This window comes from Stenotrophomonas sp. PE591 (assembly GCF_018320795.1).
Taxonomy (GTDB): Bacteria; Pseudomonadota; Gammaproteobacteria; order Xanthomonadales; family Xanthomonadaceae; genus Stenotrophomonas; species Stenotrophomonas maltophilia.
Genome location: NZ_JAAOKO010000007.1, coordinates 140,613 through 153,279 on the forward strand (window position 1 = coordinate 140,613; position 12,667 = coordinate 153,279).

The window sequence follows — 12,667 nt, forward strand, 5'->3', positions numbered from 1 at the left end:
GCTACACACTGTCCCGAAAAGTCGTGCCTGTTCAATTCCCCCTCAAGCTGGTCGGCTGCCGCATGCTGGCCCCGACCGTCGGCCACTACCAGTTCGTGCGTGACGATGGGCAGCCGCTGGATTTCCAGCCCGGCCAGTTCATCCAGGTCCATTTCAGCTACGCCGACGGCACCGAAACCAAGCGCAGCTACTCGCTGGCGACCATCCACGACCACGCGCTGGGCCCAGGCGAGGCGGTGGATATCGCCGTCAGTTTCGTGCCCGGTGGCGCCGCCACGGCCCTGTTCGAGGCACTGGAGCAGGGCGGCCAGATCAGTGCGTCCGGCCCCTATGGCCGGTTCTGCCTGAATCCCGGTGACCACAACGCCCGTTACCTGCTGATCGCCACCGGTACCGGCGTTACCCCGTACCGCTCGATGCTGCCGCTGCTGGAAAAGGCCATGGCCGAACGCGGTGTGCAGATCGTGCTGTTGCAGGGCGCGCGCAGCCCGGGCGAACTGCTGTACAGCGAAGATTTTTACAGCTTCGCCGAAAAACACCCGAACTTCCGTTATGTTCCGTGCCTGTCGCGTGAACTCCCGGCTGATCCGCACCCGGACGTACAGCACGGCTATGTGCAGCAGGCGCTGGCCGGCTTCACGCCGGACCCGGCCACCGACATCGCTTACCTGTGCGGCAACCCGGACATGGTCGATGCCTGTGCCGAGCTGCTGAAGGCCGCCGGCCTGGGCAACCCGCAGATCCGCCGCGAGAAGTACGTCAGCAGCAAGTAAGTCAGGGTAGTGGCGGCCGCTGGCCGGCAGCCCCACGAACCGGAGGCGGCGCCACGCCGCCCCCGGTCGCCTGCCTCAGTACGCGACCCAGGCATCGCGCCAGGCGAAACCGGTGCCCGGGCGATAGGCATCGGCGTTGATGTTGCACCACGCACCCTCCGGGAACGGCCGGCAGGCGTAGAGCTTGCCGTCGGTGCCCTTGACCACGGTTTCGCCCGGCGTGTAGCTGCCGATACCGGCCGGATACACGAAGTCGTAGTCGTCACCCGGCGGCGGATCGACCGGATCCACCGGGCCCGGCAGGCGGGTATCGATCTGGAACAGGTTGCCCGGCTTCAGGTAGACGCGGTTCTCGGTGGCCGAGGCGACCGGCGTGATCACGCCGTTCCTCATCACGCCCACACGCGCCTGCTGTGCACTGGCGTTGACCTTGCGGGCCAGCGCCAGCGGCCACTGGTTCGCAGCGGTCTGGCCTGCGGCCAGGGTGATCTCCGGACGCTCCAGATCATTGCCCTGGGCGTTGAACACGCGCAGCGTCAGGGTGGTGCCTTCTTCCAACGCACCGCGGGCGGTGACCGGGCCGGCGTCCTGCCACTGCGGCGGCGGTTCAACGCCACCACCGCCTTCGAAGCGCACGTCCGCGCAGGTATAGAACGCTTCACCGGAATCCGAGCGTTGCCAGGTGTTGTAGATGATGTGCTGGCCGCTGCGCTTGGGCAGCGGGCAATCCAGCTTGTAGACGTCGCCGGAGACCGGCACGTTGCCCAGCGTGCAGAATTCCTGCAGGTCGGCCCAGCGCAGCGGGCTGCCCGGCTGCCAGCCGTCGCGGGTGACGTAGAACTTCCACTCGCGGGTAGCATGCGGGGCCGGTGCCTTGAACTCGAAGGTGTAGCGCCCGCGCGAATCGGCGCGGATCGGCGAGGTCGGCCAGTCACTGCGGTTCAGATCGAGGCCGCGGTACTTGCTGTTGCCGCCGCTGCACAACTCGCCATCTGGAACCACCGCTTGATGGTTGCCGTTGGCGTTGGCCTGGTTGACGCCGGCCCAGTCGTAGAACGGCTGGGCGCCGCCGATGGCTTTGGCGGCGGCGCAGGCCGGGTTGGTCGGATTCTCCGGATTGCCCTCGTGGCACTGCTTCACGCGGCTGAGCGGCTTGGACAGGGTGCCGTGGGCGAAGGCGTTGCCGGACAGTGCCAGGCCGACAACGGCGGACAGTGCGAGGACGGCCCGATGGGACAGGTGCATGCAGGAACTCCTTTGCGAAGTGTTGGAAACCTCGCGGAGTCTTCCCATGTAGCCACCATATGCCCATCAGACAAGTTTGAAAGGCTGCTGCGTTCCTTTGTTTCTGCAACGCGCGCCCCACTGCGCGGCAGGGGAGCCAGGAGGCGGTGTGATGTGCACCGCCTCCCACATCACCGCGTCAGTACGCGATCCACGCATCGCGCCAGGCCGCGCCCACGCCCGGCCGGTAGGCCTCGGCATTGACGTTGCACCATGCACCCTCCGGGAACGGGCGGCAGGCATACAGCTTGCCGTCGCTGCTCTTCACCACGGTCTGGCCCGGCACATAGCTGCCGATGCCCGCCGGGTACACGTGGTCGAAATCACCACCCGGCGATGGCGTACCCGGGTCCGGCACCTGGGTATCGAGCTGGAAGCGGTTGCCGTCCTTCAGGTACACGCGATTGTCGGTGGCCGACGCCGACGGCGTGATCACGCCATTGGCAAGCACGCCCACGCGCGCATGCCGGGCACTGGCATTGACCTTGCGGGCCAGCGCCAAGGGCCATTGCGCGGCCGAGGTCTGGCCGCTGGCCAGCGTCGCTTCCACACGTTCGACATCGTTGCCGCTGGCATTGAACACGCGCAGTGCCAGCGTCGTACCGACCGGCAATTCACCGCGGGCAGTGACCGGGCCGGCATCCTGCCATTGCGGTGCCGGCGTCGTACCACCGCCGCCGCCTTCAAAGCGTACGTCCATGCAGGTGTAGAACGCTTCGGTCGAATCCGAGCGCTGCCAGGTGTTGTAGATCACATGCTGGCCGGTGCGCTGCGGCAGCGTGCACTGCAGCTTGTAGGTGCCATCGGCAGAGAGCGGTGTATTGCCCAGCGTGCAGAACTCCTGCAGGTCGGCCCAACGCAACGGGCTGCCCGGTTGCCAGCCGTCGCGGGTGACGAAGAAGCGCCAGTCGCGCGTGGCGTGCGGCGCGGTTGCCTTGAACACGAAGGTGAACTTGCCATTGGCATCGGCGTGGATCGGCGTGGTCTGCCAGTCACTGCGGTTCACGTCCAGGCCGCGGAAGGTGGCATTGTTGCCGCTGCACAGCTTGCCGTCGGGCACCACCGCCTGATGGTTGCCGTTGGCGTTGGCCTGGTTGATGCCGTTCCAGTCGTAGAACGCCTGCGATCCGCCCACCGCCTTCGCGGCGGCGCAGGCCGGGTTGGTCGGGTTCTCCGGATTGCCTTGGAAACAGGCATAGACGCGGCTGACCGGCGTGGTCATGGTGCCGTGGGCGAACGCGTTGCCGGCCAGGCACAGGCCTGCAGCGGCGAACGAGGTGGCCAGCAGCAGCGGTGTGGATCGGAATGACATGGCGCTTCCTTGTGGTCGTCGAAAGAGAGCGGTGACCGCAGAGTTGCGCTGCGCGGCGGACTTTCGGCGGCACCATGGCGAGTATCGAGTTGCGGTGCCGGGTGCGGAACCATGGAAATGCTGATCCGTGACTGTGGGTGTGAAGCCCTTCCCGCGGGCTTCACGTGGGCCTGAACGGATGCGCTGGCGATCACGTGTCCGGCGTGGCAACGATCACGTCGTGGAGATCCGGTCATGTCGGCGCCATGCCGACGCGATCCGCCTGGCACGAGAAGCAGCCGTGGGCCGCGTTGTGCAGCTGCACGAAGGCCACGTCAGGGTCGGCAAACAGCGCGTCCAGCCGAGCGCCGACATCCGTGCCTGCGCTGATCTCGGCGGCCAGCATCAATGCAGCCTGGTCATAGGCGCGCAACGAGATCATCCGGCGCTGCACGTACGGGGGTACTTCGCCCGGCGGCAGCACGCAGCGGGTCACGCCACGCTGCACGAAGATCGGGCCCGAGGCGTGATAGGGCGAGTGCAGGGGCAGGTGCACGTGGGACAACAGCAGCAGCTCGCTGCCACCGGGCGGATCGCTCAGGCTGATCCGGCAGGGGTGTCCTCCTGATTCGCCGGCCCAGCGACGCCGGATGCCCAGCGCAGCCAGCGCGGTGTCGCTCTTTTCGAACAGGTGCAGGAACGGGCGGTGGTCGATGCCACCGAGGTACCACGCATGCATGGGCGTCTCCTTGGTTTTCCGCGGATTCTGCGCAGGCACCGGCCGCCGTGCTCGCCGTTTTCAGACCCCGCATCTCCATCGGGCCAGGCAGCGCCGCGGGGAACGCAGCACAAGGCGCCAAGATGCGCGCGCCACCCCGGCCGATGAGCGCCGCATGTCGCTGGATGTCCCCACCCTCACCGTGCTTGGCTTCCTGCTCTGCATCGCTGGGGCCATCTGGCCGGAGACGAGGTACTGCGCCACTTCGCTGCGTTGATGCAGCACGGTTTGCAGGGCCATGAGACGCTGCTGGGCCGCTACGGTGGCGAGGAGTTCGTGCTGGTGCTGGCCGGCAGCACGCAGGCGGAAGCGATGGCGCGGGCTGCGGCGATCCGTACCGCTCTGCAGCAGAAGCTGGCGCGACTGGCCACCGGGGCGGTGACGTTCACTGCCAGCATCGGCCCGGCGATGGACCACGGCCAGGGCGAGCTGTCCACGCTGCTGGCAGCGGCAGACGCGGCGCTGTACCGGGCCAAGGCCGCCGGCCGCGATCGCCTGGCCCGCGCCACGCCGGCGGAGATTTCGCGTCTGCCCATCGCCGACGACGCCGTGCCCGTGTAAGTTGAGTCACATCTTCCGCGGCAGCCCGTCGTGGTTGCCAGGAACGTCCTCCAGGGGAAACGAGCACGATGCAAAGACACCACCTCGCGTTGGCCGCAGTGTTGGCCAGCCTGATGCTTGCCGGTTGCAGCCAGTCACCGTCACCCGGCGCCGAAAGCGCCAGCGATGCACCCAGCCGCCGTTTCGGCACGATCGACTTCCAGCCCTGCACGCTGTCCACGGTAGGTGCCAGTGCCAACGTGGAAGCGCAGTGCGCCACCCTGCAGGTGCCGGAGGACCGGGCCCAGCCCGCTGGCCGGCGCATCGGCCTGCGCATCGCCTGGCTGGAATCGGGCAGCAGCGGCTCCAGCCAGCCCGACCCGGTGTTCTTCCTGGCCGGTGGCCCCGGCCAGGCCGCCAGCGAAGTGGCCGTCATCGTCGATACCGCGCTGCGCCAGGTGCGCAAGCAGCGGGACATCTTCCTGGTCGACCAGCGCGGCACCGGCGGCTCCAACCCGCTCAGCTGCCTCGGCGCAGACGGAAAGGAACTGCCGATGGACGAGGACGCGGCGCCCTCCGAGGCCTTGCTGCGCGACTATGCCCAGCGATGCGCGGCTTCCCTGCAGGGACGTGCGGACGCACGTTTCTACACCACCACCGAAGCCATTGCCGACCTGGACGCGGTCCGCCAGGCCTTGGGCGTGGACCGGGTCAATCTGATCGGTGCGTCCTACGGCACCCGCGTGGCCCAGCGCTATGCGGGTACCTATCCACAGCACACCCGCAGCATCGTCATCGATGGCGTGGTGCCGAATGAGCTGGTGGTGGGCGGCGATTTCGCCAGGACGTTCGAAGACGCGATCGCCCTGCAGTCGGCGCAGTGCCGCAAGGACGCTGCCTGCAGCCGGCGCTTCCCGACCGATACCCGTGCGCAGCTGCGCAGCGTGGTCGAGACCCTGCGCCGTGCACCGGTTCCGGTCGAGTATCGCGATCCCGGCACCTACGACACCCGGAAGGATGTGCTGACACCGGACAGCGTGGTGGGCCTGGCGTTTGCGTTTTCCTACGTACCCCAGTACGCCTCATTGCTGCCGCTGGTTCTTGATGAAGCCGCGCACGGCCGCTACGCGCCGCTCGCCTCGCTGGCGCGCGGTGCGAACCGCAGCATGGATTTCCAGATCAACCGTGGCATGCACTGGTCGGTGATCTGCAGCGAAGACGCGCCGCGCTACCAGGCGCCGGCCGAGGATCCCGGGCGCCTGTTCGGCAACGACGTGGCAAGTTCCTTCTTTGCCGCCTGCCCGGCATGGCCGCACCGGCCGGCTCCGGCAGCCAATGCCGTGCCGCTGCGCAGTGACGTACCGGTGCTGCTGTTGTCTGGTGAACTGGACCCGGTGACCCCGCCGCGCTATGCCGAGCAGGTCCTCAAGGGCCTGCCCAATGGACGCGCGCTGGTCGCCCGTGGCCAGGGCCACGGCACGCTGACCGCCGGCTGCATGCCGCGCCTGCTCGGCCAGTTCATCGACACGACCGATGCCAAGGCGCTGGATGCCGGCTGCCTGGACACGCTGAGCTACGTGCCGGCGTTCACCTCGTTCAACGGATGGGAACCATGATCGTCGCCGACAACCTGCACAAGGCCTTCGACACCCGCACCGGCCGTATCCAGGCAGTGTCCAGCGTCGGCTTCCGCGCCGAGGATGGCCGCATCACCGGCCTGCTGGGGCCCAATGGTGCTGGCAAGACCACCACCATGCGCATGCTGTACACGCTGATGACCCCCGACCAGGGCAGCATCAGCGTCGATGGTGTCGATGCTGCGCGCAATCCGGTGGAAGTGCGTCGCCATCTCGGCGTGCTGCCCGACGCGCGTGGCGTCTACAAGCGCCTGACCGCGCGTGAGAACATCGCCTACTTCGGCGAACTGCATGGCCTGTCGGCCGAGCGCATCCGCGAGCGCATCGAGGTGCTGTCGCACGCGCTGGACATGGGGGACATCCTCGACCGCCAGACCGATGGCTTCTCGCAGGGCCAGCGCACCAAGACCGCGATCGCCCGCGCACTGGTGCACGACCCGCGCAACGTCATTCTCGATGAACCGACCAACGGCCTGGACGTGATGACCACCCGCGCACTGCGCCGCTTCCTGCTGGGCCTGCGCGAAGAAGGCCGCTGCGTGATCCTGTCCAGCCACATCATGCAGGAGGTGGCTGCGCTGTGCGATCACATCGTGATCATCGCCAAGGGCACGGTGATGGCCGCCGGCAGCGCCGATGAACTGCGCGCGCAGTCCGGCGAATCCAACCTGGAGGATGCGTTCGTGAAACTGATCGGCAGCGAAGAGGGCCTGCACGCATGAGCATGATGTCGACCCTGATGACGGTGATGCGCAAGGAGCTGCGTGACCTGTCGCGCGACCGCCGTACGCTGGCGCTGACCCTGCTGTTCGGGCCGCTGCTGTACCCGCTGCTGATCCTGGGCATGGGCAAGCTGTCCGAAAGCCGCGTGCGCACGCAGATCGAGCAGCCGCTGCAGATTCCCACCATCGGCGCCGAACATGCGCCGAACCTGGTGCGCTTCCTGGCTGCCCAGGGCCTGAATGCCGCTGCTGCGCCGAAGGACCTGGCCGAGGCCATCCGCTCGCAGGACATCGACGTGGCGCTGCGCATCAGCCCGGACTTCGGCAGGGACTGGGCCGATGGCAAGCCGGCGCTGGTGGAGGTGATCAGTGACAGCACACGACGTGCCGCCGAGGTGCCCACTGCGCGCCTGCAGGCGGCGTTGGCCACGTACAACGGGCAGGTAGGGGCGCTGCGGCTGATGGCGCGGGGCATCGACGCCCAGGTCGCACGGCCGCTGGACGTGGCCAGCCAGGACATGGCCAGTGCCGAAGCCAAGCGTGGCCTGATGCTGTCGGCGTTGTTGCCGATCCTGCTGACCCTCACCTCGTTCCTCGGTGGTGCCTACCTGGTGATGGACACCACCGCCGGCGAGCGTGAGCGGCAGTCGCTGGAGCCGCTGCTGGCCACGCCGGGGTCGCGCAGTGCCATTGTCAGCGGCAAGATCGCCGCCGCCTGCATGGTCGGCTTTGCGTCGCTGCTGTTGACCCTGGCCGCGTTCAAGGTGAGCGCGCAGATCGCCCCCGGCAACATCGGCCGCCAGCTCAACATGAACATCATGGCGATGGTGCAGATGCTGCTGGTGATGCTGCCGATGCTGCTGATCGGCACCTCGCTGCTGACCTTCCTGGCCGCAGCGGCCAAGAGCATGAAGGAAGCGCAGAGCCACATGACCTGGTTGATGCTTCTGCCGATGCTGCCGGGCTATGCGCTGATTGCCTACCCGGTGAAGAGCCAGCTGTGGCAGTACGCCGTGCCGTTCCTGTCGCAGAACCAGATGCTGCTGAAGGTGATCCGCCACGAGGCCATCACACCCGCGGTCTGGGCCATCTACCTCGGCGCCAGCCTCGGCCTGGCCGCCGTGCTGTGGTTCGCCGCCGTGCGCCGTTATCACAACGAGCGCCTGGCCATCTCCGGCTGACCGCAGAGATAGCGCTGGGCTGTGCCCGGCGGATATGAAACGAGGCCCGGTCATGCCGGGCCTCGTTGTTTTCAGGATTGGGTTGCCTGCCAAGTGGCGAAGCGCTGGGCAATCACCGGCGCCAGGCGGTCGAAGTTCTCCCAGGTATCGGCGACGTGGTACAGATCCGGGACATTGGCGCCCAGCTGTTCCTCATAGTCGTCCAGGTACTGGCCATTCTCGAGGTCGTAGTACGCAGCGGTGAACGTGTTGGCTTCATCACTGATCAGATCGTCGACGAATTTGCCGTCGCTGCACTCCAGCAGGAACAGGCCTGGCGTCGTTCTGCGTTCCAGCAGCGCTTGCAGGTCTTCTTCTGCGTCTTCCGCGAGTTCCGCGCTTGCCATTCCCTGTAGCAGCAGCCACGCCAGGTACATGCCAATGTGAGTAGCCCCAGCCTCTGCAGGAAGATCGGTGGGGAAATCACCGCCGGAATGCCAGCTGGCGTCGTCGTACTTCATCTGTTCTTCCCTTGAGATCGACAGCGAGCTTAGGAGGTGCGGAAAGGCGGCGGTAGTGCCGAATGCGTCAGTCCTTTCCATACCGCGCAGGCGTCACCCCCATCTCGCGCTTGAACACGGCGATGAAGGCGCTGGGCGTGTCGTACCCCATCGACAGCGCGACGCTGATCACCGGCTCGCCGGACAGCAGGCGTGGCAGCGCCAGCAGCACCCGCAGGCGTTGCCGCCACTGGCTCGGCGTCATGCCGGTCTCGGCCAGCCAGTGGCGGGCCAGGCTGCGGCCGGACAGGCCACTGCTGGCGGCCCAGTCCTCGACGCTGCGGTTGTCGTGCGGCGCGCGAGACAGCGCGGCGGCGATCCGGCCCAGGCGCCGGTCACGCGGTTGTGGCAGGGCCAGCGGCAGCGGCGTGCTGGCGGCAATCTCATCGGCGATCACGCCGGCCAGGCGTGCCTGCGCAGCATCCAGTGGCGCATGGGGCCATTGCAGCGCACGTGCTGTCGCCGCCTGCAGCAGCGCATTGGGCTGGAAGATGCGTGGTGTGGCGGGCAGACCCAGGCAGGCCTCCGCGTTGAAGTACAGGCTCCAGCCATTGAACCCGTCTGCGCCCAGCAGCGCGTGGGGCAGCAAGGGCGGTATCCAGGCGACGTGACCTGCGGGCAGCAGCCAGTGCAGGTCGTCGGCGGCGATCCGCAGCAGCCCTTGGTGCGCACCCAGCAGCTGCCCACGCGCATGCCGGTGGCGGGCCGTGCGACGCTTGCCGAGCTGGTGCAGCCGGGCCGCCAGCACCGACGGTCCATCGGTGGCATCGGCCAGCGCGGGGGCAATCAATGCGGCGGTTGTCTGATCTGCCATATCGATTGGCAGTTATACGGCAGAAACGTCGCCTCCGGGCCCCGACACTGGGGCCCACTTCAACGGAGCGCTTCCCCATGCAGCCACACGACATCCTCCCCGACCATCAGAACGACGTGCAGGTGAACGGCCTCACCGTGCGCAAGGGCAGTGTCGGCGCCTTCCTGGCCAGCGTCCGTGACTGGCAGGATCCCGCCAGCGATGTTGCCACCCGTTCCGCGGCCGAAGCCGACCTGCGTGCGCTGCTGCCGGGCCTGCACGCGCTGGGCCTGTTCCAGGTGCTGACGGCGCGCGATCCGGCACTGCAACACCTGATCGATGGAGTGGCCTGAAACGGACAAGGCCCGGACATGCCGGGCCTTGGCGTCATTGCAGGGGCAGAAACGACTTAATCCCCTCCGTCCCCTTTTTCGTTCAGTTGTTGCCCGGCGCGAACACCAGCGTACGGCGGGTGGTCACCGGCGCGCTGACCGGCTCGAAGCGCCAACGCTTGACCGCGTTCAGGGCTTCACGGTCGAACACGCGTCCCGGCGTCGCGCGCAGCACGCGAGCGTTCACCACCGAGCCGTCAGTGCCGACGGTGATCTCCACCAGCACTTCGCCGGAGGTTCCCGAACGCAGCGCTTCGCCCGGATAGCGCGGCGCCGGTGTGCTGACCGGGCGCAGGGTGGGCGCTGCCGGTGCGGCGGCCTGGCGTGCGGCGCTGGCCTGCTGGGCGGCAGCCTGCTGCTGCTTCTGCTCGGCCTCGCGGCGGGCGGCGGCCTGGCGCTCGGCTTCCTGGCGCTCGTTGTCGCGGCGCGCGGCATCCTGCTGCGCGGCAATCTGCTTGGCGGCGTCGGCTTCCTTGGCGCGCTGCTCGCTCAGGCGCTGCTGCTCGGTCTGCTGCTTGCTGCGGTCCTCGGCGTCCTTCTTGGCCTTCTCGGCTTCCGCTTCGGTGCGCTTGGCTGCGTTCTGCACGCCCTTGGCCAGGCCGTCCTTCAGGCGCGGCAGGGCCGGCGCGGATGCATCCACCTTCTCGATCAGTGCCACCAGGCGCTGCGCTTCGGTGTAGTCCTCGCGGCCCAGGTGTTGCTCGGCGGCGATCAGGGTGTACGGCAGCAGGTCGGTCAGTGCGCTCTTCACCGAGGCGTCGTCCGGCGTCTTGTCACGCAGGGCGAGGTAGTACTCGATGGCGTTGTCGCCGGCCGGTGCATACATGCGGTTCTCGCGCAGCGCCTGGCTGGCCGACTCGCGCAGCTGCTCGGTGCCCATGGACTGCACCTTGGCAGCAACCGCCGGTGCAGCGGGTGCGGCAGCGGCAGGCGCCGTGGCGGCAGCAGGCGCTGCGGATTCTTCCTTGCCCGAGCAGGCGGCCAGTGCCAGTGCCAGGGCAACCGGCAGCCACCGGCGCGCGGCGGTGATCGTTGAGACGTGCGACATCCTGCTCCCCTCTAGAAGACGACGTGACGTAAATCATTGATACGCATGGCCGGGACCTGCGGTCCGGGCGCGGCAGGGTGACGTTTCCCGACGCCACCGCCGGCAACGGCGAGGGTGCAATCTAGCATCCCGGCCACCGCCGCGCACAAGGGACGGTGGCCGGAATGGGGCAGCGGCGGTCAAGCCGCTGGCGGCGGCGACCTCAGTGGTCGTGTGCCTTGTCGTGCGACCTGCTGTGGCTGTTGGACATCAGCTTGTCGGTCCAGGCGATGCCGATCGCCGACAGGATGAACACGCAGTGGATGATGGTCTGCCACAGCACGCCATCCTGGGTCAGCATCGAGCAGCGGGCGACACCGATGTTGGCAGCGGCCACGCTCATCTGCTCCGGCGTGCACAGCGGGATGCCGCCCAGCGCACCGCTGGCGATGAAGGTCTTCAGCAGGTGGATCGAGGAGATGCCGATGATCGCCATCGCCAGCTTCACCTTCAGCACGCTGGCATTGACGTGGCTCAGCCATTCCGGCTGGTCCGGGTGGCCTTCCAAGCGCAGGCGCGAGACGAAGGTCTCGTAGCCGCCGACGATCACCATCACCAGCAGGTTGGAGATCATCACCACGTCGATCAGGCCCAGCACGATCAGCATGATCTGCTGCTCACCCATCGACACCGAGTGCGAGATCAGGTGCCACAGTTCCTTGCCGAACAGGAACACGTAGACGCACTGCGCCACGATCAGGCCCAGGTACAGCGGCAGCTGCAGCCAGCGCGAGGCGAAGATCAGCGTGGACAAGGGGGAGAGCGGCGGGCGGTTTGCACTCATGCGAGGGATGCTGCGTTGCGGGGGAGAGGCGAGGTTACCGGCCCGCCATGACGGTGCCAACCCAACTCACGCACTAGACTTCAGGTTCCTTTCCGCACCCCGAGCCGCCGCCATGATCGACCTGTATTACTGGCCCACCCCGAACGGCCACAAAGTGACCCTGCTGCTGGAAGAAACCGGCCTGGAATACCGCATCCACCCGGTCAACATCGGCTCGGGCGACCAGTTCAAGCCGGAATTCCTGGCGATCTCGCCGAACAACAAGATGCCGGCCATCGTCGACCAGGCCCCGGCCGATGGCGGTGCTCCCCAGAGCGTGTTCGAGTCCGGCGCGATCCTGCTGTACCTGGCCGAGAAGACCGGCCGCTTCCTGCCCAGCGATCCCCGCGGCCGCGTCACCACCCTGGAGTGGCTGTTCTGGCAGATGGCCGGCCTGGGCCCGATGAGCGGCCAGATGGGCCACTTCAACGTATACGCGCCTGAAAAGATCCCGTATGCCATCGAGCGCTATGACAACGAAGTGCGCCGCCTGCACGGGGTGATGGACAAGCGCCTGGCCCAGCACGCCTTCCTGGCCGGCGACGAGTACACCATCGCCGACATGGCCAGCTACCCGTGGATCGGCGCCTACGACAAGCTGCCGGTGGATTTCACCGCGTTCCCGAACCTCAAGCGCTGGCATGAAGCCATTGCCGCACGCCCGGCCACCCAGCGGGCCTATGCCCTGCGCCAGCAGGTGAACCCCAACGCCGGCAAGCCGCTCAGCGACGAAGAGCGCAAGCACCTGTTCGGCCAGCGCTGACCGCCCCGGGTCGGATCCCTTTGCAGCGCAAAGGGCTCCGACCCCAGCACCAGGCCATGGGCAG

14 protein-coding genes are annotated in these 12,667 nt (G+C 67.5%); 7 read left to right on the forward strand and 7 right to left on the reverse strand.

Annotation, left to right across the window (positions count from 1 at the left end):
- Window positions 1–23: 23 nt before the first annotated feature.
- Window positions 24–773, forward strand: a complete 750-nt coding sequence (locus JLDANKMP_RS16545) for a ferredoxin--NADP reductase (protein ID WP_024958208.1) — start codon at window positions 24–26, stop codon at window positions 771–773.
- Window positions 774–848: 75 nt separating this feature from the next.
- Here the strand turns inward: JLDANKMP_RS16545 and JLDANKMP_RS16550 are convergent, their stop codons facing one another.
- The 3 genes from JLDANKMP_RS16550 to JLDANKMP_RS16560 all read right to left on the reverse strand — a co-directional run bounded on the left by JLDANKMP_RS16550 (window position 849) and on the right by JLDANKMP_RS16560 (window position 4,087).
- Window positions 849–2,018, reverse strand: a complete 1,170-nt coding sequence (locus JLDANKMP_RS16550) for a lytic polysaccharide monooxygenase (RefSeq protein ID WP_005411565.1) — start codon at window positions 2,016–2,018, stop codon at window positions 849–851.
- A 178-nt stretch (window positions 2,019–2,196) separates the two neighbouring features.
- Window positions 2,197–3,369 carry a lytic polysaccharide monooxygenase gene (locus JLDANKMP_RS16555; protein WP_212561662.1) on the reverse strand — a complete coding sequence of 391 codons (1,173 nt, stop codon included), beginning with the start codon at window positions 3,367–3,369 and terminating at the stop codon, window positions 2,197–2,199.
- Between the two features lie 232 nt (window positions 3,370–3,601).
- Window positions 3,602–4,087 carry a DUF1203 domain-containing protein gene (locus tag JLDANKMP_RS16560; protein ID WP_049397677.1) on the reverse strand — a complete coding sequence of 162 codons (486 nt, stop codon included), beginning with the start codon at window positions 4,085–4,087 and terminating at the stop codon, window positions 3,602–3,604.
- A 216-nt stretch (window positions 4,088–4,303) separates the two neighbouring features.
- On the opposite strand from JLDANKMP_RS16560, the gene JLDANKMP_RS16565 reads away from it, so the two are divergent.
- The 4 genes from JLDANKMP_RS16565 to JLDANKMP_RS16580 all read left to right on the forward strand — a co-directional run bounded on the left by JLDANKMP_RS16565 (window position 4,304) and on the right by JLDANKMP_RS16580 (window position 8,206).
- A complete protein-coding gene (locus tag JLDANKMP_RS16565) occupies window positions 4,304–4,687 on the forward strand; it encodes a diguanylate cyclase (protein ID WP_283246312.1) in 384 nt (127 codons plus the stop codon).
- A 68-nt stretch (window positions 4,688–4,755) separates the two neighbouring features.
- Window positions 4,756–6,282 (forward strand): alpha/beta fold hydrolase, encoded by a 1,527-nt coding sequence (locus JLDANKMP_RS16570; RefSeq protein WP_212561663.1) that lies wholly within the window; start codon window positions 4,756–4,758, stop codon window positions 6,280–6,282.
- A complete protein-coding gene (locus tag JLDANKMP_RS16575) occupies window positions 6,279–7,025 on the forward strand; it encodes an ATP-binding cassette domain-containing protein (protein ID WP_212561664.1) in 747 nt (248 codons plus the stop codon). The genes JLDANKMP_RS16570 and JLDANKMP_RS16575 overlap by 4 nt, the downstream gene beginning before the upstream one ends.
- Window positions 7,022–8,206: an ABC transporter permease gene (locus JLDANKMP_RS16580; protein ID WP_212561665.1), complete on the forward strand. Its 1,185-nt coding sequence runs from the start codon at window positions 7,022–7,024 to the stop codon at window positions 8,204–8,206. Before JLDANKMP_RS16575 ends, JLDANKMP_RS16580 begins: the two co-directional genes overlap by 4 nt.
- A gap of 71 nt (window positions 8,207–8,277) precedes the next feature.
- On the opposite strand, the gene JLDANKMP_RS16585 is transcribed toward JLDANKMP_RS16580, so the two are convergent.
- Together JLDANKMP_RS16585 and JLDANKMP_RS16590 are read right to left on the reverse strand one after the other, a co-directional pair.
- A complete protein-coding gene (locus JLDANKMP_RS16585; protein ID WP_062605400.1) occupies window positions 8,278–8,706 on the reverse strand; it encodes a hypothetical protein in 429 nt (142 codons plus the stop codon).
- Between the two features lie 67 nt (window positions 8,707–8,773).
- Window positions 8,774–9,559 (reverse strand): helix-turn-helix transcriptional regulator, encoded by a 786-nt coding sequence (locus tag JLDANKMP_RS16590; RefSeq protein WP_212561666.1) that lies wholly within the window; start codon window positions 9,557–9,559, stop codon window positions 8,774–8,776.
- 77 nt (window positions 9,560–9,636) lie between these two features.
- Here JLDANKMP_RS16590 and JLDANKMP_RS16595 point away from each other — a divergent pair, with 77 nt between their 5' ends.
- Window positions 9,637–9,891, forward strand: a complete 255-nt coding sequence (locus JLDANKMP_RS16595) for a hypothetical protein (RefSeq protein ID WP_059035827.1) — start codon at window positions 9,637–9,639, stop codon at window positions 9,889–9,891.
- 82 nt (window positions 9,892–9,973) lie between these two features.
- Here the strand turns inward: JLDANKMP_RS16595 and JLDANKMP_RS16600 are convergent, their stop codons facing one another.
- Together JLDANKMP_RS16600 and JLDANKMP_RS16605 are read right to left on the reverse strand one after the other, a co-directional pair.
- A complete protein-coding gene (locus JLDANKMP_RS16600) occupies window positions 9,974–10,978 on the reverse strand; it encodes an energy transducer TonB (RefSeq protein ID WP_005414830.1) in 1,005 nt (334 codons plus the stop codon).
- A gap of 202 nt (window positions 10,979–11,180) precedes the next feature.
- On the reverse strand, window positions 11,181–11,801 hold the full coding sequence (locus JLDANKMP_RS16605) for a TIGR00645 family protein (RefSeq protein ID WP_012481561.1): 621 nt from the start codon (window positions 11,799–11,801) through the stop codon (window positions 11,181–11,183).
- A gap of 112 nt (window positions 11,802–11,913) precedes the next feature.
- On the opposite strand from JLDANKMP_RS16605, the gene JLDANKMP_RS16610 reads away from it, so the two are divergent.
- Window positions 11,914–12,603 carry a glutathione binding-like protein gene (locus JLDANKMP_RS16610; protein ID WP_005411553.1) on the forward strand — a complete coding sequence of 230 codons (690 nt, stop codon included), beginning with the start codon at window positions 11,914–11,916 and terminating at the stop codon, window positions 12,601–12,603.
- The last annotated feature ends 64 nt before the right edge of the window (window positions 12,604–12,667 follow it).

Excerpts from the sequence above, each read along its gene's own strand:
- JLDANKMP_RS16575 (WP_212561664.1), top strand. The coding sequence starts at position 6,279 with ATGATCGTCGCCGACAACCTGCACAAGGCCTTCGACACCCGCACCGGC.
- JLDANKMP_RS16600 (WP_005414830.1), bottom strand. The coding sequence starts at position 10,978 with ATGTCGCACGTCTCAACGATCACCGCCGCGCGCCGGTGGCTGCCGGTT.
- JLDANKMP_RS16580 (WP_212561665.1), top strand. The coding sequence starts at position 7,022 with ATGAGCATGATGTCGACCCTGATGACGGTGATGCGCAAGGAGCTGCGT.
- JLDANKMP_RS16555 (WP_212561662.1), bottom strand. The coding sequence starts at position 3,369 with ATGTCATTCCGATCCACACCGCTGCTGCTGGCCACCTCGTTCGCCGCT.
- JLDANKMP_RS16550 (WP_005411565.1), bottom strand. The coding sequence starts at position 2,018 with ATGCACCTGTCCCATCGGGCCGTCCTCGCACTGTCCGCCGTTGTCGGC.
- JLDANKMP_RS16560 (WP_049397677.1), bottom strand. The coding sequence starts at position 4,087 with ATGCATGCGTGGTACCTCGGTGGCATCGACCACCGCCCGTTCCTGCAC.
- JLDANKMP_RS16585 (WP_062605400.1), bottom strand. The coding sequence starts at position 8,706 with ATGAAGTACGACGACGCCAGCTGGCATTCCGGCGGTGATTTCCCCACC.
- JLDANKMP_RS16590 (WP_212561666.1), bottom strand. The coding sequence starts at position 9,559 with ATGGCAGATCAGACAACCGCCGCATTGATTGCCCCCGCGCTGGCCGAT.
- JLDANKMP_RS16570 (WP_212561663.1), top strand. The coding sequence starts at position 4,756 with ATGCAAAGACACCACCTCGCGTTGGCCGCAGTGTTGGCCAGCCTGATG.
- JLDANKMP_RS16610 (WP_005411553.1), top strand. The coding sequence starts at position 11,914 with ATGATCGACCTGTATTACTGGCCCACCCCGAACGGCCACAAAGTGACC.
- JLDANKMP_RS16595 (WP_059035827.1), top strand. The coding sequence starts at position 9,637 with ATGCAGCCACACGACATCCTCCCCGACCATCAGAACGACGTGCAGGTG.
- JLDANKMP_RS16605 (WP_012481561.1), bottom strand. The coding sequence starts at position 11,801 with ATGAGTGCAAACCGCCCGCCGCTCTCCCCCTTGTCCACGCTGATCTTC.